21 protein-coding genes and 2 pseudogenes are annotated in these 23,053 nt (G+C 41.4%); 12 read left to right on the plus strand and 11 right to left on the minus strand.

Annotation, left to right across the window (positions count from 1 at the left end):
- Positions 1-350 precede the first annotated feature (350 nt).
- Entirely contained in the window at positions 351-764 is a 414-nt protein-coding gene (gene yciA, locus OC193_RS17250; protein ID WP_017082562.1) for an acyl-CoA thioester hydrolase YciA, read from the plus strand.
- Positions 765-1,056: 292 nt separating this feature from the next.
- Here the strand turns inward: yciA and OC193_RS17255 are convergent, their stop codons facing one another.
- On the minus strand, positions 1,057-2,937 hold the full coding sequence (locus OC193_RS17255; RefSeq protein WP_048660433.1) for a methyl-accepting chemotaxis protein: 1,881 nt from the start codon (positions 2,935-2,937) through the stop codon (positions 1,057-1,059).
- Between the two features lie 255 nt (positions 2,938-3,192).
- Positions 3,193-4,698: an aldehyde dehydrogenase family protein gene (locus tag OC193_RS17260; protein WP_048660432.1), complete on the minus strand. Its 1,506-nt coding sequence runs from the start codon at positions 4,696-4,698 to the stop codon at positions 3,193-3,195.
- 379 nt (positions 4,699-5,077) lie between these two features.
- Between OC193_RS17260 and OC193_RS17265 the strand changes: the two genes are divergently transcribed.
- The 5 genes and pseudogenes from OC193_RS17265 to tnpC all read left to right on the plus strand — a co-directional run bounded on the left by OC193_RS17265 (position 5,078) and on the right by tnpC (position 8,449).
- Positions 5,078-5,473, plus strand: coding sequence for a hypothetical protein (locus tag OC193_RS17265; RefSeq protein WP_080967711.1), 396 nt, complete (start codon positions 5,078-5,080; stop codon positions 5,471-5,473).
- Positions 5,463-5,720, plus strand: coding sequence for a hypothetical protein (locus tag OC193_RS17270; RefSeq protein ID WP_017082558.1), 258 nt, complete (start codon positions 5,463-5,465; stop codon positions 5,718-5,720). The genes OC193_RS17265 and OC193_RS17270 overlap by 11 nt, the downstream gene beginning before the upstream one ends.
- Positions 5,721-6,200: 480 nt before the next feature.
- Entirely contained in the window at positions 6,201-6,512 is a 312-nt protein-coding gene (gene tnpA / locus OC193_RS17275) for an IS66 family insertion sequence element accessory protein TnpA (RefSeq protein WP_048660431.1), read from the plus strand.
- Entirely contained in the window at positions 6,509-6,862 is a 354-nt protein-coding gene (gene tnpB, locus OC193_RS17280) for an IS66 family insertion sequence element accessory protein TnpB (protein WP_048660429.1), read from the plus strand. The genes tnpA and tnpB overlap by 4 nt, the downstream gene beginning before the upstream one ends.
- A 68-nt stretch (positions 6,863-6,930) precedes the next feature.
- Positions 6,931-8,449, plus strand: a pseudogene (gene tnpC, locus OC193_RS17285) (IS66 family transposase).
- A 91-nt stretch (positions 8,450-8,540) separates the two neighbouring features.
- Here tnpC and OC193_RS17290 read toward each other — a convergent pair.
- Both OC193_RS17290 and tpx read right to left on the minus strand, forming a co-directional pair.
- The gene (locus tag OC193_RS17290) at positions 8,541-9,149 is read right to left on the minus strand and encodes a redoxin family protein (RefSeq protein WP_017082552.1); all 609 of its coding nucleotides are present in this window, start codon (positions 9,147-9,149) and stop codon (positions 8,541-8,543) included.
- Between the two features lie 2 nt (positions 9,150-9,151).
- A complete protein-coding gene (tpx, locus tag OC193_RS17295) occupies positions 9,152-9,649 on the minus strand; it encodes a thiol peroxidase (RefSeq protein ID WP_017082551.1) in 498 nt (165 codons plus the stop codon).
- Positions 9,650-10,252: 603 nt separating this feature from the next.
- On the opposite strand from tpx, the pseudogene OC193_RS17300 reads away from it, so the two are divergent.
- From OC193_RS17300 to OC193_RS17315, 4 genes and pseudogenes are all read left to right on the plus strand, one after another.
- Positions 10,253-10,687: pseudogene (locus OC193_RS17300) on the plus strand (transposase); the annotation flags it as partial.
- Between the two features lie 144 nt (positions 10,688-10,831).
- Positions 10,832-12,036, plus strand: a protein-coding gene (locus OC193_RS17305; RefSeq protein ID WP_108156422.1) for an IS3 family transposase whose coding sequence is annotated in 2 segments (ribosomal slippage) — positions 10,832-11,219 and positions 11,219-12,036 — 1,206 coding nt in all. Because the reading frame shifts where the segments join, the coding sequence is not laid out codon by codon here.
- A 131-nt stretch (positions 12,037-12,167) separates the two neighbouring features.
- Positions 12,168-12,302 (plus strand): L-threonine 3-dehydrogenase, encoded by a 135-nt coding sequence (locus OC193_RS17310; RefSeq protein WP_080967972.1) that lies wholly within the window; start codon positions 12,168-12,170, stop codon positions 12,300-12,302.
- A 192-nt stretch (positions 12,303-12,494) separates the two neighbouring features.
- The gene (locus OC193_RS17315) at positions 12,495-13,355 is read left to right on the plus strand and encodes a hypothetical protein (RefSeq protein WP_048663376.1); all 861 of its coding nucleotides are present in this window, start codon (positions 12,495-12,497) and stop codon (positions 13,353-13,355) included.
- 81 nt (positions 13,356-13,436) lie between these two features.
- Here OC193_RS17315 and OC193_RS17320 read toward each other — a convergent pair whose 3' ends face one another.
- The 3 genes from OC193_RS17320 to OC193_RS17330 form a co-directional block, all read right to left on the minus strand.
- The gene (locus tag OC193_RS17320; RefSeq protein WP_017105084.1) at positions 13,437-14,660 is read right to left on the minus strand and encodes a DUF819 family protein; all 1,224 of its coding nucleotides are present in this window, start codon (positions 14,658-14,660) and stop codon (positions 13,437-13,439) included.
- 541 nt (positions 14,661-15,201) lie between these two features.
- Positions 15,202-17,127 (minus strand): monovalent cation:proton antiporter-2 (CPA2) family protein, encoded by a 1,926-nt coding sequence (locus OC193_RS17325; RefSeq protein WP_048663377.1) that lies wholly within the window; start codon positions 17,125-17,127, stop codon positions 15,202-15,204.
- Complete coding sequence (locus OC193_RS17330; RefSeq protein ID WP_048663379.1) at positions 17,127-17,744, minus strand: NAD(P)H-dependent oxidoreductase; 618 nt, start codon at positions 17,742-17,744, stop codon at positions 17,127-17,129. The genes OC193_RS17325 and OC193_RS17330 overlap by 1 nt, the downstream gene beginning before the upstream one ends.
- 303 nt (positions 17,745-18,047) lie before the next feature.
- Between OC193_RS17330 and OC193_RS17335 the strand changes: the two genes are divergently transcribed.
- Positions 18,048-19,124: a threonine aldolase family protein gene (locus OC193_RS17335; protein WP_048663380.1), complete on the plus strand. Its 1,077-nt coding sequence runs from the start codon at positions 18,048-18,050 to the stop codon at positions 19,122-19,124.
- A gap of 116 nt (positions 19,125-19,240) precedes the next feature.
- Here OC193_RS17335 and OC193_RS17340 read toward each other — a convergent pair whose 3' ends face one another.
- On the minus strand, positions 19,241-19,366 hold the full coding sequence (locus OC193_RS17340; protein WP_259739748.1) for a hypothetical protein: 126 nt from the start codon (positions 19,364-19,366) through the stop codon (positions 19,241-19,243).
- A gap of 234 nt (positions 19,367-19,600) precedes the next feature.
- Here OC193_RS17340 and OC193_RS17345 point away from each other — a divergent pair, with 234 nt between their 5' ends.
- On the plus strand, positions 19,601-20,035 hold the full coding sequence (locus OC193_RS17345; RefSeq protein WP_004730224.1) for a YccF domain-containing protein: 435 nt from the start codon (positions 19,601-19,603) through the stop codon (positions 20,033-20,035).
- A gap of 143 nt (positions 20,036-20,178) precedes the next feature.
- On the opposite strand, the gene OC193_RS17350 is transcribed toward OC193_RS17345, so the two are convergent.
- The 3 genes from OC193_RS17350 to OC193_RS17360 form a co-directional block, all read right to left on the minus strand.
- Positions 20,179-21,102 carry a hypothetical protein gene (locus tag OC193_RS17350; protein ID WP_048663381.1) on the minus strand — a complete coding sequence of 308 codons (924 nt, stop codon included), beginning with the start codon at positions 21,100-21,102 and terminating at the stop codon, positions 20,179-20,181.
- Positions 21,103-21,295: 193 nt separating this feature from the next.
- Positions 21,296-22,444 (minus strand): L-threonine dehydrogenase, encoded by a 1,149-nt coding sequence (yiaY, locus tag OC193_RS17355; RefSeq protein ID WP_048660391.1) that lies wholly within the window; start codon positions 22,442-22,444, stop codon positions 21,296-21,298.
- Positions 22,445-22,681: 237 nt separating this feature from the next.
- Complete coding sequence (locus OC193_RS17360) at positions 22,682-22,858, minus strand: hypothetical protein (RefSeq protein WP_165904223.1); 177 nt, start codon at positions 22,856-22,858, stop codon at positions 22,682-22,684.
- Between the last annotated feature and the right edge of the window lie 195 nt (positions 22,859-23,053).

Here is a 23,053-nt window from a genome sequence, read left to right on the forward strand (position 1 = left end):
ACTCCGATTATCACGTTCGAGCAATATTTGAAACAGTAATTTTACGATCTAAGGGGTCACTAGTGGTGAATGAGCTTGAGGAATTAGAATTCTCCGGTAGGTTGTTAGTATGTTTTTATGCATATGTACCTTAGTCAGCTAATTTTCCTATAGAGCTTAAAGGTTCCGACTTTCCGATTAATGAGCTAAATCAATCTTAGAATGTGGCTCAATCCAGCATCGATGTTAATGGAATAAGAAGTGCATAACAACAGTATCAAAATCTGTGAAAAATAAAACATTTTCAAAGCTGAATTTTAAACTTAAATATGGTTAAATATAAGAATATATTTAAAATATAGGAATATATCTTGCGTACTTCAATCAATACTAAACAAAAACCAAAAGGACAGCTTCTTTTACGTACTCTTTCTATGCCTGCAGATACTAATGCGAATGGTGATATTTTTGGGGGGTGGATAATGTCACAGCTTGATTTAGCTGGAGCAATCCTAGCTCAAGAAATATCTGGAGGACGGATAGCAACAGTTTCAGTATCAAGTATCACTTTTAAAAAACCAGTAAAGGTTGGTGATGTCGTTTGTTGTTATGGTGAATGCGTTAAAATTGGTAGAACATCAATGTCGATTGATTTAGAAGTTTGGGTAAAACCTATTCAAGAAGATAAGGTTAATCTAAGATTCCAAGTATGTGAAGCTAATTTTAATTATGTAGCTATAGATTTGTCAGGGAAGCCAAGACTGGTTCAAAAATTTTCTGATTAAATAGCTTGAGGCTTTAGTTATATTAAACTATTAACATTCAACGGTGAACTATAGTTACTTTTTTAAATGAAATATTTAAAGCTATCTTTGGAAGTTAGGTTTTTAATTGGCTAAGTAAGATGGCTAAAAATTGGCGATGTTTAAATATTACTTATGAAGAGGGAAGAGAGGGAGCTGGCGATCTTATCCATATCAATGGAAAACATGAATATCAAAGAATAATATTGTCTTGGATTGATTTAGTTATGGGCAGGCTAACTAGTGTTTGACTTCGTTAGACCTGCCTAGATATTTATACTTTAAAAATGGTTAGTTCGTTTTTTTGAGATTCTGCTAAGAGCGCTAGCTCATTTGATGCCTGTAGTGTTTGATTAACTGATGAAACGTTCTGCTGTACCAAATCGAAAGCTCGTACTGCGTTTTTTGAAATTTCTTCAGTGACGTTGTATTGCTGTTGGGATGCATTGGCTACGAGTGTATTTATATTAGAGATTGACTCGATTGTTGTAGATATCTCTTCAAATGAAGACTTTATCTGATCAGCTAGAAATACGGATTTCTTGATTAATAACACGTTCTCTCCCATATTCCGGTTCGCTTTTTCAGATTGAATTTGCAATTTTTCGATGATACCTTTAATGCTGATGGTGGAGGTTTGCGTCTTTGAGGCTAAGTTCCTTACCTCATCAGCGACTACAGCAAACCCTCGTCCAGCTTCACCGGCTCGGGCTGCTTCTATTGCAGCATTGAGTGCTAGTAAATTTGTTTGTTCTGAGATGGCGTTTATAACCTCTATAACAGTTCCGATCTCCTCCGCAAATTCACTCAACTCTTCAATAATTCGAGCTGTACTACTAACTGAGTTATTAATTTCATTGGTAAAGTTTAGGTTTTCATTCAATATTTTGATACCATGTTCAACATTATTTTGGCTTGCTCGTGTTTCTTCTTCGGCCATTGTTGCTTTATCACTTACTTCTAGTGAGGATGTCGAAAGCTCGTTAATAGCAGTAGATATCTGTTCAACTTGAGATAGTTCATATTGAACGTTTTGTATTGTATCTGACATAACTACAGTGAGTTGTTGTGAGGCAGATGAGACATTCTCTGCAATTCCATGTGAATTTTTAATCAAATTAGATAGTTGTTCAGAAAAATTAATGAGTGAACGATATATCCCTGTTTCATTCCCTGTTTTTTTTATATTTTGACGAAGATTTCCTTTAGCCATGGATTCCATCAACAAAGCAATATCTTTAGGAGAACCGCCAACAGGTTTTAAGACCAATATGTGTATAATAAAAAATAAGATACCAATAGAAGAAATTATACACAGTAATCCGGTGAGTATAGAGATGAAAACTTGGTCATTAACTCCTTTGTTTATAATATTATCTTTGGTAAAAATTACATACTCCCACCCGTTGATATCTAGTTTGCTCCAAAAAGCAGTATAATCTACATCTTTTCGTCCGATTCGATTTGTATATGATAATTCTGGGTGGTTATTATCAAATTTTTTAAATGTAGGGTTTTCTAAGAATATATTACTTCCTACTTGTTCTTTATTAGGTGAGGTTATTATTGTCCCTTCTTCCGTATATAGGAAAACATCGTCTCTACCTATAATATCTTTTAGTATTGATCCTTTTTTTATGCTACTAATTATCGCGATATCTTCATTTATCTTATACACTATACCGAATACGACCTCTCCCGAAGTTGATGAAGTATAAGGCTTTGAAACATAGAACTCTTTACCTTTCTCGAATGTTTCGATAAAATAATCACGTTGAATTTTTTTAACATTAACTTCTGTAATTTTTCCAGACATATCGTAAAGCGAACCTTCACGGTCAAAAAGGAAGACACCGACACTAATATTACCAAAAATATTATGAATTGATTGCAGTTGGTTAGTAAGGTTAGAGGATAAACTACCATTTCTATAACTATCATCATCTATTTTTATTGAAGACAAAATGTGTTTGTAAATTTCTAGTTTTTCTGTCATCTTTCCGTTAATTGTTGAGTTTTTCTCATGAAGTATCTCCTTGTTTAATCGAATACTTTCATTGTGGAAAGACCAAAAATTCAAAGATGCGATGATTAAAATAATCATTGTGATGATTAGAACCATTGAACCTATGACTTGTAATTTAAATTTATTCACATTGTTTTTCCATTATTTTCTGCTAGATTTATTTTTAATAATAATTATTTCTTCTAAGGTGAGGTATCCTTTGAAGATCAACCAAATAAAAATATTGAACGGGTTTTCATTCTCTATAATTCGTTTCTAAGTTAGGTTATTGTCAATTTAGAGCTACTTTTATTAACCATTTTGTTATGATACCAAGCCATTGAAAATTATTATTCTGATAAAAATATGCCCGATAAACCATCGGGCAGAGGAGCAGTTGAATAATTAGAAGAAGCCTAAGGGATCAATGCTATGGCTTACGATGATATTTTTGGTATTTTGGTAATGATCGAGCATCATTTTGTGTGTTTCTCGACCAATGCCGGATTTTTTGTAACCACCAAATGCAGCGTGAGCTGGATACGCGTGGTAGCAGTTGACCCAAATTCGTCCAGCTTGGATATTTTTCGTCATATGTGAAATCAGATTGTTATCACGTGTCCATACCCCTGCACCTAATCCATACTCAGTACCGTTAGCGATAGCCAGTGCTTCTTCAGAGTCTTTAAATGTTGTAACAGCAACGACTGGACCAAAGATCTCTTCTTGGAAAATACGCATCTCGTTAGTTCCTTTGAAGAGAGTTGGCTCGACAAAGTAGCCATTGTCTTCATAACTCTTACCGCCAATAAGTAATTCAGCGCCTTCTTCATGACCAAGTGCGATATATTGACGGATTTTGTCAAACTGCTCTCTTGAAACCTGTGATCCGACTTGTGTATCGGTATCGAGCGGGTTTCCTTGTTTGATCGTTTTCATGCGAGTTTGTAAACGCGAAATGAAGCGATCGTAAATAGATTCTTGAATCAGAACTCGCGAAGGGCACGTACAAACTTCACCTTGATTGAAGAAAGCCAGTAGTACGCCTTCGATACACTTATCTAGATAGCTGTCTTCGTGATCAAATATATCAGCCATAAAGATGTTTGGAGACTTACCACCTAGCTCGACTGTTGATGGGATCAGGTTATCAGCGGCGCACTTAAGGATATGTTGTCCAACTTCAGTCGAACCAGTAAAGGCGATTTTTGCAATTTTTTTGTGTGTTGCAAGCGCTTGACCCGCTTCTGAACCATAGCCATTAACGATATTTATTACACCAGCAGGTACGAGATCTTCGATGAGTTCCATTAAGAACAATATCGATGCAGGAGTTTGCTCTGCTGGCTTCAAGACAACGCAACAACCTGCAGCCAGAGCTGGTGCTAGTTTCCAAGCCGCCATCAAGAGTGGAAAGTTCCATGGAATAATTTGTCCGACAACCCCAACAGGTTCAGGAAAGTGGTAGGTCATGGTTTGCGAATCCAGCTCTGAAGCAGAGCCTTCTTGGGCTCTAATGCATCCAGCAAAATAACGGAAATGGTCGACTACCAGAGGAATATCAGCGGCGAGCGTCTCGCGGACAGGTTTCCCGTTATCCCAGGTTTCAGCAATAGCAAGCATCTCAAGATTCTGTTCAATACGATCTGCGATCTTTAGTAGTATGTTCGAACGCTCAGTAACTGATGTTGAAGCCCAATCGCTTTTTGCACCATGTGCAAAATTAACTGCTAAATCGATATCTTCTTGAGTCGAAGCCGGAATTTCGCAAATTACTGAGTGGTTGATTGGAGAGGTGTTCGTAAAATACTTTCCATGTTTCGGTGCGATCCATGCTCCTCCAATGAAATTTTGATATTGTGGTTTGAAATCAACAATTGAGTTCTCAGTTCCAGGTTGTGCGTATAACATTGTCAGTTCCTTTTTTAAGATTCTGTGCATTATTATCTACTTGCCCAGAAAAAATAAAATAAGAAACCTCGTCCATAGATTTAGTTATTTTTAAATTTAACCACATAAACTCAATGGTTTATGTGTAAATGGTCGCAGTTAAAGTCCTAAATGTAAGGGGTATGTGTCGTTTTTCTAATGGTATTGAATCTATGTAGACCAACTCAGTTAATATGGATAAAAAGCATTACCTCCATTGCATGGTAAGCAAATAGGACATATATATCCTATTTTCTGGACGTAATAGTGAGGTCTTTTTTATAATCCCATGATATTTATCGTATTTTTTTATTGGTGCAATTGGTTTCATTATTTTATTTTAAACATATAACGTTAACATATGAGGGACGAGAACAATGAACTAGAGGAATACAAAGTGTATCAAGAACTGAGCCAACTACTAGATGATATTGGGTATGCATTTGATAAGCATGAACTGAAAATATGTACTATCAGAGCTCAAAAAAACAAAGTAATAAAAGCGATGCTTGTAACGGCAAAAGAACTGAATTTTGACATCTCGTCAAACCTGTCGAAAAGCGTATTGTCGGCAATAGTTAGTCAAGACGAAGTTAGCGAGCAACAAGCTATTAGCGTTTTGACGAAATATGTACTTGGCGATAATACGGTCCGAAAAGAAATGAGAGAGAGCCTTTTCCTTGCTATGGTGAGGGAAAGCGAAGAGTTTCACATTATTATGCTACTGAATGGAGAAGGGGTTAATCGTGTTATCTGAAGAAATGCTCCATGAAAGAACTAAAGAAGCACTGCGATGTGCGCGTTTGCTTGAACTTGATACTTCAAAGCAATTTATTAAAATATGCATGAGCGCTTGTGTGGCAGATACTCGTATTCATATTAATAATATTGGTGAAGTTCTCAGTAATTCAATTGCTTACCCAAGTAGACTCTTATCTGGTGCATATGAAACCAGTGAACTTCATCAGTCGATAACCCCTGTCCTAGATAAACTTTCTCAATAGTATATTTTATCGGTGGTAAAGATGGTTATCCTGAGGTCAATCAAGAGTCGTCGGTTGGTCCTGATCTGACAGTTTTGTTTTTTAATCGGCGCTTGTCAGATTGAACCTAAGGAAGATTATTTTCACTCAGTTCCATTTACTAGCTAACAATGTATCAACTGAATGTTGGTGGCAACTTATTTCCCTTTGATGAGTAACCATGTTCATTCGTCTTGAGTTTTTGTCGTTATTACCTGTTTTTACTTGTCCATGTTGTCAGGGCTTTTAGCGTCTTGTAAACAAATCAGTCGACTTTGTTTCTCTTTTCCTTCTTGTATCTAGTTGCACATTCTCGTGTCACTAGGTCTATCACTTTATACTTCATTGACTTTTTCGAAGTGGGTTAAGTAATGTTGTTAGCGTAAGCGCTCCATAAACCCCGCATTCTAATCGCCTAACACGAATAATAAGATCAAGTCTCCAACCATGAGGAGACTTGAAATGGGAAAACGACACACTAATCAAGAATGGCAAACGCTTATCGAGCAATCTGAATCGAGTTCATTGTCAACGCTCGCATTTTGTAAGCTCAATGAACTCAATCCCTCAACGTTTTATGCTAAGCGCCAGCAACTCAAAAAAGCGGATGTATCCCAAGGCTTTGTGCGAGCGGAGGTCGTCGAAAAGACAACGAAATACCAAGCTCAAATAGCCACCGCTAACATGACTCTTCTCGTCAATAATGTTGAGCTGAGTATTCCTCAAGGCACGCCAGCGGCCTATCTCGCAGAGCTTATCGGTGCATTATCATGAAACGCATGCTCAGCGCTCCAGAGATTTACTTGTATTGTGAAAGCGTCGATTTTAGAAAGTCCATCAACGGCCTTGCAGCGATTATCGAAAATGACACCGACCTACCTTTAGGAAGTGGCGCTCTGTACTTGTTCACCAACAAACAACGCGACAAAATTAAAGTGTTGTATTGGGATGAAACGGGCTTCGCCCTCTGGTATAAACGCCTTGAAAAAGCTAAGTACAAGTGGCCATCAAAAGAGAAAAACGAGGTTTTTGCTCTAACTCAATTCGAGCTTGACAGACTGCTTTCAGGCTTCACAATTATCGGTCATAAACCCGTTCGAATAAACGATTTTACAATGACTTAATCGATAATAAAGCCTTATCCACCAAGCGTTAATGGCATGATTTTAGTATAATAAATGCCATGAAAAAGATGCCAAATATCAACCCAGAAAGTCAAAATATTGCCGAGCTACAAGCGATGGTGAAAGCATTAATGGCGTCAGAAAGCCAATTGAAACAAGAGCGTCAGTCGCTACTCGAACAGCTCAAGCTTGCCTTCGACCGCCAGTTCGCTAAACGCTCGGAGGCGTTAAAGCCTTACGATGAATCGCAAGGTGACCTCTTCAACGAAGTGGAATGTGAAGCCGCAAAGGAAGAAGAAGTTGAGGTCACGACGACCACCACAACGAAGAAGCGTGGGAAACGTAAGCCACTTCCAAAGACCTTGCCTCGTGAAGTTATCGAACTTGATCTAGCCGACCATGAAAAGCAGTGCGCTTGCTGCCAACATAGTCTGCATAAAATCAGTGAAGACCGCAGTGAGAAACTTGAGTTCTCACCAGCCGTGCTCAAAGTGCTGGAATATGTTCGTCCTAAATATGCTTGTCGTCAGTGCGAGCAAACTGAAGACAACAGTCGTATCGTTCAAAAGCCAGCACCACAAAGCATTATCCCTAAAAGCTTCGCGACAGAAAGCTTGCTGACCAACATCATCCTTGGTAAATACCAATACGCAATGCCACTTTATCGCCAAGAATCGCTATTTACTCAGTCGGGTATCGAGCTATCACGAACCACGATGGCAAGTTGGATTATCCAAGTCAGTGAGAAGTTCGCCCCACTCTATGCCGCCCTAAAGCACCACCTACTTCAGCAAGTGGTGGTACAGGCGGATGAAACGCCGCTCAATGTCCTCAAAGAAGATAAACAGTGTTATATGGCTTTACTGCTCGGGTGCAGACTCGCCCGACGCTGCACTGCCGAATGTGAAGAATATCGCCTTGTACGACTATCAAAACAGTCGTGCGAGGACATGCCCTGTTGCCTTCTTGGGGGATTACAGTAGTTATCTGCAAACCGATGGCTATGGTGCTTATGATGGTCTTCATCAGGTAACCAATGTTGGCTGCTTGGCGCATGCACGGCGTAAGTTCATGGATGCTAAGAAGCTTCAAGGCAAAGGTAAGTCAGGCAAAGCAGATAAAGCGCTGGCTAAAATCCAGAAGCTCTATGGGATAGAATCCCGCTTAAAAGGTGCATCTGTCGAAACACGAAAAGCAGAGCGTCAAGCGCATGCCAAGCCTATATTGGATGAGCTTTACCAATGGATGGTGACCCAGAAAGTGATAGGCTCTAGCCCATTAGGCAAAGCGATAAAATACACGCTCGGGCAGTGGCCTAAACTCATTCGTTATATCGACGATGGTCACTTATCTATCGATAATAATCGCGCTGAACGCGCAATTAAGCCGCTGGTTATTGGGAGAAAGAACTGGCTCTTCTCGACCACTCCGAATGGAGCTGAAGCGAGCGCGATGCTTTACAGTATCGTCGAGACAGCGAAAGCCAACGGCCTTATCCTTTACGACTACATGGTCAAGTGCATGAAAGAGCTAGCAAAAGCAGAGCCAGACATCGATGCACTCCTACCTTGGAACTTCAAATATTAACAAGGTCGCCCCGTGGGTTCGTGGGGCGTTTACGTTAGAATGGGGATTTTATTGATATAAGAGGCTGATGCCTCTTATATCTTATTGGTATCTAGCGGTTTTTTAACGCTATTTTTACGGCTCGCTCTAAACTAGGGATAGTTGTAAGTTCAGGTACTCTTTGGGTATAAATAATTTGGTTATTTATACCCACTACAATGATACTTCGACTAAGCAAACCTAACTGCTTAATTTGAGTCCCTGTATTTAGGCCAAACTTATGTTCTGAAGAGTCAGAAAGATATGTCGCCCCGTCAAGAGAGTACTCTTTAATGAACCGTTGTTGAGCGAAAGGAGTATCGGCACTCACTGCATAAAATTCAATACCTTGAAGTTTGTGACTGTTGTTTTCTATGTATTGAGAAAGTTCTATAGCTTGTTGAACACAAACCGGCGTGTCAACAGATGTTAATATGCTATAGACTTTGATCGATTTACTTTTCGCACTGGTATCATAGCTTCCTAAATCTGAAGTCAGCATCTTAGCCGAAGGCATTAAATCACCTACTTCTAATGGTGTACCAATCAGGTCAAACTTTGTGGTTTTATCAAGTGTGACGACTTGAGCCGCTCCAAACTCAGCATCGTCTTCAGTAGTTTCAAACTTTGCGAAGGCGTTTATTGAATATAGGGTAGCAGCAACAATAAGTAGTTTACGCATGATTATGATAAAGCCGCTAGTGCTGATTCATAGTTTGGTTCAGTAGTAATTTCAGAAACCAATTCACTATGTGTGACCATACCATCCTGACCAATAACGATAATAGCTCTAGCAGCTAACCCTTCAAGCGCACCTTCATTTAAGTTTACACCGTAGTTTTCAGTGAATGATGACTCTCTGAAGAAAGAAGCGGTTGTTACATTATCAATGCCTTCAGCACCGCAAAAACGGTTCATAGCAAATGGTAAGTCGGCAGAAACACATAATACGATTGTATTGTTTAAATTAGCGGCTTTCTCGTTAAATGTACGAACGCTTGCAGCACAAACTGGGGTGTCAATGCTAGGGAAAATATTTAATAAGACATTTTTCCCTTTTAGGCTTTCTAAGGTTAGGCTATTTAATTCTTTGTCGCAGAGAGTAAAACTTGGTGCTACTTGATTAGGTTTAGGAAATAGACCTGAGATTGAAACGGGGTTACCTTGAAAAGTTATAGACATGTTAATACCTTTTTATTGTTTATTTTTTGGTTAGAAATTATTGAGCGGCGAGATAGTAATTTGATATTTATAAATAACAAATCCGATGTGTTGTATTCTATTTGTTATTATTTAAGATTCTAATAAATAAGATGTTAAGTCCTAAATGCCCATTGTTTTAGTCCGATTTGAATGGCTTGGTTGGTGTATGGTTTAATTTTTTCTGTGGAGTTTCTGAAGAGTGTTCGTATTTAGGTGTGTTTTCGAAAATTAAATATTATTCATAGGGAAAGAACGTGATTTTTTACGTTGTTTTTTGATTCTTTAACGATGAGCGAGCTGTATTCAGGAATTAGTATTCATTCCTAAACAAAGAACCCCCAGTCATGCTGTTTTAGTTGGTCAACTTTCAAAGACAGCGTGACTTCTTACATTTACAATGAAATTAGACCATAGATTAAATTCATTGTTATATTTTGATAGTTTCTAACTATCCTATACCACGATTTTGCAGTCACGCTCGCTAGTCCTGTTGTATATAATTTGGCTTTGTTGCGTAATTCGAGGGAACTAAATCTACAACCTACACTCTGTTCAGCAACACTCACTTTTCCTCGTAGCCTCATATCTAAGCCTCGTTACAAAACAACCAAATGGAAGCAATACAACCCGAGCACTCATTAAACGTGGTTCTCTGACTATTTGGGTTGATGAGGAATCCATAAGCGGGTGGTCCAAAGCATGCAAAACCGGCGTGGTAGACCACGTCGGTTTAGTTATTTAGCGTTTAACACAGCCGCTCATGGTGAAGCGAGTCTTCTCTATGCCACTGGGGCTTTACAATGATTTATCTATTCAATATTTAGGCTAGCCAATTTTCCGTTAAGTTGTCCGCATTAGACCTGCCTCAGTCGTGGAGCAAAGTAAGTTGAGGTCTCATTTAGTACTAAAACGAGAGGAGCAAGTCAGGACCAAGCCATTGATGCTACTGGCCTTAAGGTTTACTACGAAGGTGAGTGGAAAGTCAAAAAAACACGGGACGGAGGGCAGCGTAAAGTTATTTTAATTATATATTTCTTTTGCTTGGTCAAAGAAGCTGGATTGGAAGTAAGACGAGAAATAGGCTTATTGTTGACCTTATTTTTATCTTTGTACCGTCCTAAATATGGTTGACACATTTCCAACATGAAATTGGAGAGTGTCATGAAAACAACAAGTAGACGTACTCAACGAGATTATTCTCTTGCCTTTAAATTGGCAGTCGTAAGCCAAGTTGAAAAAGGCGAAATGACTTATAAGCAAGCTCAAGAACGTTATGGGATCCAAGGTCGCTCTACCGTTTTAGTTTGGCTTCGCAAACATGGTCAACTAGATTGGTCTAAAGGAATAGAACAATCGAGAGCGTTAGGAGCGACTATGTCAAACTCTTCCTCAACTCAAACCCCAGAGCAACGAATCAAAGAACTCGAGCAGCAATTAGAAGAGACTCAGCTCAAAGCTGAGTTCTTTGAAGCGGTTGTAAAAGTCATGGATCGAGATTTCGGTGTCCGAATCTCAAAGAAGCGCAAGGCCGAGTTATTAAGGAAAAAACGGTCAGAAAGTTGACCGTCACTAAAGCTTGTCACTTCATAGGTATTACACGACAAGCTTTCTACAAGCGCTGTGTTGCAGAAATTCATCAGACAAAGAAAGATGAATCAGTACTCGGTTTTGTGAAGGAGCAAAGGATGATGCACCCTCGTATAGGGACTCGTAAGATCAAGTATTTACTTGCTCAGAACGATATTGAAATCGGGCGAGACCGCTTATTCTCTCTGCTGAGAATGAATCGATTATTAGTGCAGAATCGAAGGGCTTATCATCGAACCACAAACAGTAATCATCGCTTTTACTGCCATCCGAATCGTGTCAAAGAAGGCTTAATACCGGAAAGACCAGAGCAATTATGGGTTGCTGATATTACTTATCTAGCAACGCGGCGTGGTAGTACTTATCTCAGTTTAGTGACGGACGCTTACTCAAGAAAAATCGTGGGCTATCACATAGGTGATGATATGAAAGCTCGAACGGTCAAGCAGGCCTTTTTAAACGCGTTGAAAGAACGGAAGAATACAGGTGAGCTTGTACATCACTCAGATCGAGGTGTTCAGTACTGCTCTGTTGAATACCAAGAGTTGCATCGACAGTATGATGTATCTTGCTCAATGACTGATGGCTATGACTGTTATCAGAATGCGTTGGCAGAGAGGATCAACGGAATACTGAAGATGGAGTATCTGTTGAATAAGCCTAAAGATTTAGATGAAGCAAAGAAAATGGTCGCCGAATCAGTAAAAATCTATAATGAATATAGGCCTCACACAGCTCTAAAATACAAAACGCCCGATGAAGTACATCGAGCGTTTTAGTCAATCAAGTGTCAACCCATATCAGGACGGGTCACTTGGAGAGAAAAATTTGTCGCCAGTTTGTCGCCATTAGTAATTTTATTTTGTGGTAAGTGACTGTTTTAAATTAACTTTTCTTATCATTGTATACAATGGCTTCACTAATCCAGTCTGGCCTAGATCTATCTCCAATCATTACTCACCACTACAAAGTGGACGACTTCCAGGAAGGCTTCGACATGATGCGCTCTGGTATGTCTGGTAAAGTAATCCTTGATTGGGAATAAGTTGATAGGGGAAACCCTGAGTTAATTCAAAAATCTAAATGCCTCAAAGAAATTTGGGGCATTTTTGTATCTAAATTCTACTTACGATCAACTCACCTCTCTGTCACTTTATGGCCATTTTACTGCCCACTAATCTCTAAAATACTCAATAAGCAGTTTCACCTTATTGTTTTACTATTGAAGAGAGGACTCATGGCTTGTAAACCACTTGCACTGATAATAACTGGAATATTATTAACGCCGAATTTTGCTAGCGCTAAGGTCGACATTTCGAAATCCGAAAACGATCAAGCAGCAGAACAGGCAGCAAAGGAACTTGCAAACCCAAACACAGCTTATGCTAGCCTTAATTTAAAGCTTCAGTATTCAGGTGGTTACGATGGTGGAGGGGATGCTTTCGCGACCGTATTACAGCCGACATTGCCGTTTCCAATGGATAATGGCGACAAAGTGATCTTCCGCCCGGCTATCTCTTATGTTCAGAATGATTTCAATATGGATACGTCGACAAGCTCCCAACATATGGATCAGTCAGGCGTTACTGACATCTCATTTGATTTAGCTTATGCGCCTAAAATGGAGGGCGGTACTATTGTCGCTTTCGGTCTCTTTGCTTCGTTGCCTACGGGCAGCAGTGACTTAACGGCGGATCAATTTGCTATCGGGCCTGAGTTCATGTTCGGGAATGCGAGTAGTGAGCGAGTTGTAGGCATATTCCCAAACCACTTATATGGCGTGTCTGGAGACGGAGCCGATCATTCTGATACTCGAATCAACAGGACGTCGACACAAGTGTTTTGGGTGGAGATCTTAGGAGGCGGTTGGACGATTGGCTCTGCGCCGACATTCTCATATGACTGGAATAAGGATCAGGCAGAAGTTCCACTAAATATAAGTGTCACTAAAACAACGGTGTTGAATGGACGTCCTTGGAAGTTCGGCATTGAAGCGAACTATTATATTGAGAAAGATGAAAAGACACGTCCGGATTTTATGTTGAGTTTTAATATCAGTCCTGTAGTAGAAAATAAGCTGGCGTCTTTGTTTGATTAATCTAAGAGTGGAAGAGTAGAAATGAAAAAGGCTGAACGATGATCGTTCAGTCTTTTGTGTTACTTCATTGAAGCGCTTCTATTAACCCGCAGCAACCTGCATGATGAGGCCACAGATGTAGGCACCGTATGTACCTAGAGCGTAACCAAGTACCGCCATTAGGATGCCTACTGGTGCCAATGCTGGGTGGAATGCAGCCGCTACGATAGGAGCCGATGCTGCGCCGCCTACGTTAGCTTGGCTACCTACAGCCATGAAGAACAATGGTGCACGAATTAGCTTCGCCATCACAATCATCAGAAGGGCATGAATAGTTAACCATGTAATACCAATGAAGAAGTAACCTGGGTTGTCTAAGATAGCCGTCACATCCATTTGCATACCGATAGTAGCAACTAGGATGTAGATGAACGCTGAACCAACTTTAGATGCGCCGCTGTGCTCAAGGCTGCGTGTCGATTTGAAGCATGAAGCGATCAACGCGAACGTTGTTACCATTACGATCAACCAGAAGAAGCCAGATGTTAGGCTGTATTTCGCAAGTTCTGGCGCGTTGGTTGAGATCCATGGTGCAATCATGTCACTGAATAAGTGAGCTAGGCCGGTTAAACCGAAGGCAATTGCCGTGATCTTCATGAGATCGGTTGTGGTTGTTGGACGAGCGTTCTCTTCTTGGTATTTCGAAACCGTCTCTTTTAGCTCTTCGATAGATGATGTGTCAGCTTTTAGCCATGCATCAATCTTCTTCTGACGGCCTGCCATGATAAGCAACACAGCCATCCAAATGTTTGCACAGATAACGTCTACCGTAATCATTGCTGAGAACAGTTGGTCATCAACTTCAAATACTTCTTTCATTGCTGCTTGGTTTGCACCGCCGCCGATCCAAGAACCAGCAACAGTTGTAAGGCCACGCCATACATCGCCAGATACGAGGTCAGGGTTAACTTGGTCGATAATTAAAATCGCCAAAGGGCCACCAATGATGATGCCGACAGTACCCGTTAGGAACATGATGACCGCTTTTGAGCCAAGGCCGAAGATTTTGCGTAGGTCAGCTGAGATGATCAGTAGAACGAGTGCGCTTGGTAATAGGTAACGACTTGCAACAAAGTACAGCTTTGAGTTTGATGCGTCGATGATGCCGAAACTGTTCAATAGAGAAGGAACAAAGTAACAGAGCAATAGACCCGGAACGAACGAGTAGAATTTTTTCAGTGCGCTATTTTGGCTACTTTCCGTGATAAAAACACCGCCAAGAATAACAGCTAACATGCCCATTATTACAGCATCATTAGTAATCATTATTATATCTCCTTTAAGGTGAGCGCAAAGGTCTCACTTTTTGAATTGCAGGACTATACCGATAACCGCTATTCGTTACAAATTGTAACGATAGACATGTTTTGAAATGTTTATGTTAATTTTAACGGGTTGAATTTGTGAATGCAGCGCAATACTTATTTGCGTGGTGAATGGTTGGATTGGGGCTTGTGCAGCGTATTTAGATATATGCAATGTAACTCAAGCCTTAGAGGGTGGTCGCTATGAATTGGGGCGATGATTGAACGACTTAAATGAGTGCATATATAGCCATGTTTATGGTGTGGTTTATGCGAGGTTGGAATGTTTCAATAATGTAAAAAGTGAATTCACTTTTGCCATGTGGTCAGAAATTAAAAATTTTAGCTAGATCACATAAATCTTTCGGATTACGAGTTCTAGCACCCGCTACTCATGCTCATTTGACGTTTTGTAGGGGTTCAATGAAAGAAAAAGCGGCCTAAATAGCCGCTTTTGATGGTTGCCTAGTATGGTTATCTAGCGCCGTTATTTAGAGTTCTGCTTAGGACTCTTCTTCCTCAAAGCCATCTGCATAGCCTTTCGGTGGCGGTGTCCAACCACGTTCAGATCGAGAGTGCTTGTCTGAACGGTCTTTTTTCATATCTTCTTTCATTGCTTCTTCAAGGTGAATGAAGATTTGTCGGTAGTTGTTGTCGTAGCGCGGGTTCTCTTCTGCCTCAGACCAAGCTTGGTAAAGCTTTTCAGACTTACGGCTCTCTACGCGTTGATACGTCGATTTTTGCTGTTCGACGAAGAATGGATGATGACCCAAAGAGCGCAAGGCTTGTGCGCCCATTTCAAGAGCAGAATGGTAGGTCTCTGATTCCACAAAGTCTGCACCTGCTTCTCGTAAGCGATAACTATGACCACGGTCGAATGCGCGGGCTAAGATTTTCACTTTAGGGTAGGTGTGTTTAACGTACTTCACTAACTCAACGCTTGAGTCTTGGTTATCGATTGCTACTACTAGCATTGCCGCTTCTTCGATTCCGGCGGTATGCAACAAGTCGTGACGAGTCGCATCACCAAAGTAAGATTTGATATTGATAGAACGCAGTAAGTCTACTTGGTTCGCTTGGTGATCCAGAACCACCGTATTGACATCGTTCGACACCAACAAGCGGTTAACGATTTGACCGAATCGACCAATGCCCGCAATGATAACGGTGCCTTTCTCTTCAATAGTATCTTCTTCGCGGTCGTTAGATTTTTGTTCGTAACGAGGCAGAATCACTTTATCAAATAGAATGAATAACCCTGGTGTTAGGAACATTGAAAGTGCCACAACCAGAGACAATGTTTGGACGATGTCAGCAGGTAACACGTGGTTTTGAGCCGAGAAGCTCAATAGTACAAATCCAAATTCACCGGCTTGCGCCAAGCTCAATGTAAACAGCCAACGGTCACTGTTTTTGATTTTGAAGATCAATGCCAACGTAAATAGCACTAAGGCTTTAAGAAGCATGACGCCAAGGGTGAGGCCAATGATCAAACCAAAGTCGTTGAATAGAACATCAAAGTTGATGCCCGCACCGACGGTAATAAAGAACAAGCCAAGTAACAGTCCCTTAAACGGGTCGATATTAGACTCAAGTTCGTGGCGGAATTCACTGTTCGCTAATACCACACCTGCAAGGAAAGTGCCCAAAGCCGGTGATAGGCCGACTAGGCTCATTAATGCAGCAATACCAATCACCAACATCAGTGCGGTTGCAGTAAAGATTTCACGCAGACCTGAGCTTGCTACAAAGCGGAACAGTGGACGACTCAAGAAGTGTCCGCCGACCACAACAATCGCAATAGATGCTGTGATCACAAGGCCATAAGCCCAGCCGGGTAGGCCAGCAACAAGACTCAACTCTTCATGGTGATCAGAAGCCGAAGCGACCGCGCTTTGTGCAGCTTCGATTAATTCTGGCAACGCCAATAGAGGGATAAACGCCAACATAGGGATGACGGCTATATCTTGGAACAGTAGGACTGAGAAAGCGTTCTTGCCGCCTTCTGTTTTGGATAGCCCTTTTTCGTTAAAGGTTTGGAGAACAATCGCGGTAGATGACAGTGCGAAGATCAAACCGATAGTCAGCGCAATGGTCCAAGGCTGTCCGAAAAAAAGGGCGATACCCATTACAATTGCGGTCGTGCCACCAACTTGCAGGCCACCTAGCCCCATAAGTCGGTTCCTCATTGCCCAAAGCATCTTAGGTTCAAGCTCAAGACCGACTAAGAACAGCATCATAACCACACCGAACTCGGCAAAGTGTTGGATAGTTGTGGTCTCTTCACCTACCAGACCAATAATTGGGCCAATCACAACACCAGCAATGAGGTAACCCAATACAGAACCAAGGCCAAGTCTTTTGGCAATAGGCACGGCAATAACTGCTGCGACTAAGTAGATAAACGCTTGTAGAAAATATCCCGTCATTATTTAACCTCTGCCATTAGTTCTTCTACGTAGTGGTTTAGCTTTTCTGCCTTACTGGCTTTTTTGATATTGATCTTGCCAGCAACCAACGCCTCTAACAGTACTTTATAGCTATCGACATGCTCTTGAATACGGTTCTCTTCCAACGCGGTACGCGAACCAAATAACGCAAAGGGCGCGAGGTAGTTCATCCCACACAGAGAAGCGGTTTGTTCGATTGGGTGAAGCAGTTCTCGAATCGTGAAATGGTTGTAACCATCAGTTTGGTAGGCGTCTTTTTTGCCACCTGCAGTAATGCTACATAACAAGTTCTTGCCTTGTAGTTCGTTGCCATCGGTGCCGTAAGCAAATCCGTATTCTAGGACGAGGTCTTGCCATTCTTTAAGAATTGCGGGTGTTGAGTACCAATATAGTGGGAACTGAAAAATGATGATGTCATGGTCCAACAGGCGTTTCTGTTCGCGATCGATATTGATCTTGAAGGTTGGGTATTCAGCATAAAGGTCGACACAGGTGACGCCTTCAATACGTTTGGCTTGCTCAAATAAGGGTTTGTTAGCTTCAGAGCGATGCTGAGAAGGGTGGGCGAATAGCACCAAGACTCGATTTTTCGACATATAGCCCTCTTTGTCCATTAACGAATAATATTTATTGGAATTATAGATATACAATAATAGAAGAATGGTTGAACAACAACGAATTAGCCCATACTTATCTAGTTAGAAGCGCGTGTTTTTAGGGACTTAATTATATAAAACACCCGTCAATTTGAGTATTTCCGGCACACGCAGCCGGTGACTGAGTAAAACTAATTATTCGCTAATAATAAAAGCGAATAGGTGTACTTTATGTCACCGTTGAAGGCTAACGTAAATAATTCAATCACCCTACATAGAACGACAATGAATAAAGGAAAAGGTATGAGCACGGACTTGCGTCAACAATGTAATTTGTTGCTTTCTGGTCACTTTGAACCGACTCCAGCACAAACATTTGCTCAGATGGCTGAATGGTGTGAAGCGAACAATGTGCGTCATGACAGTTATGGCGACGGTGAATTCATCGAAGGCTTTGAAGCCAAAGTTGCAGACCTGCTTGGCTATGAAGCGGCGGTGTTTGTTATTACTGGCACAATGAACCAACCGACGGCGTTAGAGATTGCCTGCCAAGAGAAAAGAAACCCACTCGTTGCGATGCATGAGTCGAGTCATATCATGCGTCATGAACGCCAAGGGTATCAGCTCCAGAACCGTTTCAACGTACTTCCGGTTGGTAATGTATTTCGAACTTGGAATGTTGATGATTTAAAAGCTTGGCCAGATGAGATCGCGGCGGCGTTGTATGAACTACCGATGCGTGAGATTGGTGGGCAACTGCCAGAGTGGGAAGAGCTTGAAGTAATAAAGCAATATTGCAAAGAACAATCGATCCATCTTCATATGGATGGTGCACGTTTGTGGGAGTGCGGCGCGTATTACCAAAAGCCTTACAGCGAGATCGCGAAGGGTTTCGATACGGCTTATGTTTCGCTCTACAAAGGGTTAAATGGCCTTGGAGGTTCACTCTTATTAGGTGATAAGGCTTTTGTAGCGAAAGCGTCGGCATGGATGAAGCGTCAAGGTGGCAATGTGTACCATAGAACGCCTTACGTGGTTTCGGCAGCAATGCAGTTTGATCAACGGATTGAGTTGATGCCAGCATTGTATGAGCGTACTAAGCAAATCTATCAAATCTTACAAGATTACCCGCAGTTCAAAGTGAACCCGCAGGAACCCCAAGTAAACATGCTTCACCTCTATTTACCAGTGAGCTATGAAGACGGTATTATTGTGAGAGACAACATAGCGAAGAAATACAAGATTTGGATAGGAAACCCAGCGATCAGCGAGTTGCCAAACCAATGTAAGATTGAATGGTATGTTGGTGATAACTTACTGAATCTGCCTGATCATGAGCTGATCGACATTCTTGATTTTATTAACGAAGAGCTGATTTGATTACGGAAAAGTTGATTTGATTACAGAAGAGCTGACTGCAGAAGAACTGATTTAATGGAAATGGATACAGGAAATCGTTCCGGCATCCATTTATGCAGCTAGGCCGGCGGGCTCTGTCACATGTACTGGTTGATGTACACGTCGACTAAGAACATGAACACTGGAACCGTACTGAGAAGCCCGAAGAAGACGATTGGCACCCAGTTTTTCATGTTCTTTTTAGGTTGCTCTGTATTGTTCATAGGTTCGGCCTTAAATTCGTTGTTGAGTCTGCGCTTAGGTTAGATATGAATGGTATCAAATAAATGGGTTGAGCCCTATGCGGATTTAGAGAACCGTGGTGTGTATCAATCACATAAAATGTAAGTGATTCATAAACGGTTCATAAAGGTTCAACAATAATGAACCTATTACAACAAGCATTGCCTTACTCGGCATATGAAATAAACAGCATTCAAAGATTTGGAGAATACAGAATGAAAACAATAGGAAACATCATTTGGTTTCTGTTCGGTGGCGTATTTATGGGACTAGCTTGGTGGTTTTTCGGACTGCTCGCATTCCTAACCATCGTTGGTATTCCATGGGGTAGAGCGTGTTTTGTTATGGGTAACTTCTCATTCTTCCCATTTGGTCAGGAAGCGATTTCACGCGATGAACTGACCAATGAAATGGACATTGGCACGAGCCCGCTAGGTGTGATTGGTAACGTTATTTGGTTCTTATTTGCGGGAATCTGGCTTGCGATTGGTCACATCATGTCAGCTGTGGCGTGTTTCATTACCATCATCGGTATTCCGTTTGCGATTCAGCACCTTAAACTAGCGGTTATCTCCTTAGCGCCAATTGGTAAAACGGTTGTTGACAAGCGTGAAGCAGAAGCGGCGCGAGTAAGAAACTACAAAGGTTAAGAATACAGGCTTAGCCTTGATTGAACTGGGAAAGCACATCGCATGATGTGCTTTTTTATTAGCGCTATATCAATTTTATAAACGTAAGCTAACTGTTCGTAATAGCCAAGTGTTTAGACATTGTTGAGCTATACATTATTGAACTATACGTTGTTGAATAAGACTTCAAGCCGAAGGGTTATATTGGCTTCTTCAGTGTGCTTCTCATAAGGTTCTCGTTCCCATTGATAACGAGGAATGAGTTCGTAGAACAGCCATTCTTTCCATACGTTCTGTCGGTAAGTAATCGAAACCTGAGCGTATTCGTAGTGATTATAAGGCTCATCCGTTGCATTAATCGTGGCGCTATATTGGAGTGCTTGGTCTTGAGAAAGGTAATGATACAAGCTTAATCCCGTACCATAGGTCCAACCTTTAAGATCGTCGTTATACCCAGCAAAACTTGACCATCGGGCCAGGAACTTATCACTGAGCGATAGGTCAAAATCAATATCAGTGATCTCGCCAGTTTCTTGTTTTTCCTGATAAATACGCTGAGTTAACCTAAATACCACATCGGTTGTAAGAGGGTAGGTAAAGCGGTAACGAGCTTCAATGCGTGGTCGTAATGTCGCCTTAATATTGAAGCTGCTATAGCCTTTGGCGTACGCGTCGTAACGCAGACCTAACGCACTTTCTAATTCATCTGAATCATTCGGAAAAAAATCCAAGAACTCTTCATCGCTGACAGACTCGTAGATTAATTTCAGCCGCTTGCTCACAAAGGGAAGGTGTAAACGCGCTTTGAGTTTTGTGGAGTAGTCGACATCGCCGCCTTCCAAGTAAATGAAATCGTTGTACCAACGCACAGAGGTGCCCGCACGAGCGTCTTCAGTTATTCGGTCATCCACAAAGAAGCTGTCAAACCACAACGCAGGTTGGCAAAATTTACTGTTCAGGAAATGGTAAGCCTTTTCGACAGGGGCGTCTTCTAACGGCTGACTGTGACACTCATTTTGTTCCTCTGCTTGAGCGGAGTATGCAAGGAATGACGTCAATAATGAGGTGCTAACTATCCTACGACTCAATGGAACCTATTGGTTATTCTATTTATCAATGGTTTAACTATAACTAAGCAATTTGGGTAATGCGACTTTTTATGGCTAATATCTGGTAGCTAATGTTGAAGGTAAAGGTTTGAAAGGGGTTGGACGGACAATTGAAAACGGACTCAGAAGGTGAGCCCGTTTGTTTTAGCTATAAGAGTGACTTGTATCTAGATTACATTGCCGCTTCGAAGATCGCTGAGATTTCTTCGTGAGTCGCTTGTTTAGGGTTAGTAAAACCGCATGCGTCTTTCAGTGCGTTGTCTGACAATGTAGGAATGTCTTCAAGCTTAGCACCAAGTTGCGCGATACCGGTTGGGATGTTCACGTCGTTTGCTAGTTGAACAATCGCGTTGATAGCCGCTTCTGCGCCTTGTTCTGCTGTCATACCTTCAACATTCACGCCCATTGCTTTTGCAACATCACGTAGACGCTCTGGGCACACTTGTGCGTTGTAGCGTTGAACGTGTGGCAGTAGGATAGCGTTACATACACCGTGTGGAAGGTCGTAGAAACCACCCAGTTGGTGCGCCATTGCGTGAACATAGCCAAGAGAAGCGTTGTTGAAAGCCATGCCAGCCATGAATTGTGCGTAAGCCATTTGCTCACGCGCTTCAATGTCTTCGCCGTGTGCTACTGCTGTTCTTAGGTGTGCTTGAACAAGCTCGATTGCTTTAATTGCTACCGCGTCTGTAATTGGCGTTGCGGCGATAGAAACGTAAGCTTCGATTGCGTGTGTTAGCGCGTCCATACCCGTTGCTGCAGTCAGTGATGCAGGTTTAGCAAGCATCAACTCAGGGTCGTTTACTGAGATAAGCGGTGTTGTGTGCTTATCAACGATAGCCATCTTAATGTGACGCTCTTCATCGGTGATGATGCAGAAACGTGTCATTTCAGATGCTGTACCTGCTGTCGTGTTGATAGCAATAAGAGGCATCATTGGTTTTTCAGACTGATCGACACCTTCGTAATCTGCGATCTTGCCGCCGTTAGAAGCAACTAGTGCGATGCCTTTTGCACAGTCGTGTGGAGAGCCGCCACCTAGAGAAACAACGAAATCACAATCGTTGTCAGTCAGCAATTCTAGACCATCGTTCACGTTAGTGATGGTTGGGTTTGGTTGAGTGCCATCGAATACAACTGCGTCTACGCCGCGCTGGCTAAGAAGGTCTTGTACCTGCTTAACTACACCAATTTGATTCAGGATCTTATCTGTAACGATCAGACCTTTTTTAAAGCCTTGAGACTGGATGCTATCAGCAGCATCTTTCAAACAGCCAGTGCCCATGAAGTTGATTGTAGGGATGTAAAATGCAGTAGACATTGGAAAACTCCGTTAATTATGATTTTTAATTTCCTACATGTTGTCGGCATTCAAGTGGTCGACCATTGATCTGGAACAACTTTGATTCCGAACTACCACTTTGTGGCTAGTCGTTGTGATAGGACTCATATAGCAATCGTTTTTATGGTTTTCTGGTGTGTTCTTTGTCAGTAGTGGATCGTGATAAATTGACTCGATCAGAAACAGAATTGCGCTCTATAACAATGAAAAATAAGCTTATTCACTGAAAGTCGGTTCAATTTCAGCCAGGATTGAGCTTTTCTCTGAGTTATCACTGCATTCAGTTTGAGGAGCTTGTGACTCTTCAGAGTTAGGGGGGTCTTCTGGTTCCTCATCATAGTATTTGACAAGAAAAGGGGTGAGCATGACAGATGACGGTAAAAAGTGCTTCATAATACCTCCCGGTACCTAACGTGTATTTCTTGTATGGTATTGGTTTAATATGTGGCAAAATTTGCGATACATCATGACTTGTGGCTTGTTATCTATAAATTATTAGATTTATATACAGGATCACAGATTTGCGAGTAAAGTGATTGCCAGCCTACAAGGCGAAAAGAAAAATTAAGCAAAACTACGATAAAAACA

Origin of the sequence: Vibrio crassostreae (genome assembly GCF_024347415.1) — a bacterium.
In the GTDB taxonomy this organism is placed as follows: Bacteria; Pseudomonadota; Gammaproteobacteria; order Enterobacterales; family Vibrionaceae; genus Vibrio; species Vibrio crassostreae.

What these genes read in the sequence shown, in the direction of transcription:
- OC193_RS17260 (WP_048660432.1), bottom strand. Translation starts at nt 4,698, where the DNA reads ATGTTATACGCACAACCTGGAACTGAGAACTCAATTGTTGATTTCAAA.
- OC193_RS17265 (WP_080967711.1), top strand. Translation starts at nt 5,078, where the DNA reads ATGAGGGACGAGAACAATGAACTAGAGGAATACAAAGTGTATCAAGAA.
- tnpA (WP_048660431.1), top strand. Translation starts at nt 6,201, where the DNA reads ATGGGAAAACGACACACTAATCAAGAATGGCAAACGCTTATCGAGCAA.
- tnpB (WP_048660429.1), top strand. Translation starts at nt 6,509, where the DNA reads ATGAAACGCATGCTCAGCGCTCCAGAGATTTACTTGTATTGTGAAAGC.
- OC193_RS17290 (WP_017082552.1), bottom strand. Translation starts at nt 9,149, where the DNA reads ATGCGTAAACTACTTATTGTTGCTGCTACCCTATATTCAATAAACGCC.
- tpx (WP_017082551.1), bottom strand. Translation starts at nt 9,649, where the DNA reads ATGTCTATAACTTTTCAAGGTAACCCCGTTTCAATCTCAGGTCTATTT.
- OC193_RS17310 (WP_080967972.1), top strand. Translation starts at nt 12,168, where the DNA reads ATGGCTTCACTAATCCAGTCTGGCCTAGATCTATCTCCAATCATTACT.
- OC193_RS17315 (WP_048663376.1), top strand. Translation starts at nt 12,495, where the DNA reads ATGGCTTGTAAACCACTTGCACTGATAATAACTGGAATATTATTAACG.
- OC193_RS17320 (WP_017105084.1), bottom strand. Translation starts at nt 14,660, where the DNA reads ATGATTACTAATGATGCTGTAATAATGGGCATGTTAGCTGTTATTCTT.
- OC193_RS17325 (WP_048663377.1), bottom strand. Translation starts at nt 17,127, where the DNA reads ATGACGGGATATTTTCTACAAGCGTTTATCTACTTAGTCGCAGCAGTT.
- OC193_RS17330 (WP_048663379.1), bottom strand. Translation starts at nt 17,744, where the DNA reads ATGTCGAAAAATCGAGTCTTGGTGCTATTCGCCCACCCTTCTCAGCAT.
- OC193_RS17335 (WP_048663380.1), top strand. Translation starts at nt 18,048, where the DNA reads ATGAGCACGGACTTGCGTCAACAATGTAATTTGTTGCTTTCTGGTCAC.
- OC193_RS17340 (WP_259739748.1), bottom strand. Translation starts at nt 19,366, where the DNA reads ATGAACAATACAGAGCAACCTAAAAAGAACATGAAAAACTGGGTGCCA.
- OC193_RS17345 (WP_004730224.1), top strand. Translation starts at nt 19,601, where the DNA reads ATGAAAACAATAGGAAACATCATTTGGTTTCTGTTCGGTGGCGTATTT.
- yiaY (WP_048660391.1), bottom strand. Translation starts at nt 22,444, where the DNA reads ATGTCTACTGCATTTTACATCCCTACAATCAACTTCATGGGCACTGGC.
- OC193_RS17360 (WP_165904223.1), bottom strand. Translation starts at nt 22,858, where the DNA reads ATGAAGCACTTTTTACCGTCATCTGTCATGCTCACCCCTTTTCTTGTC.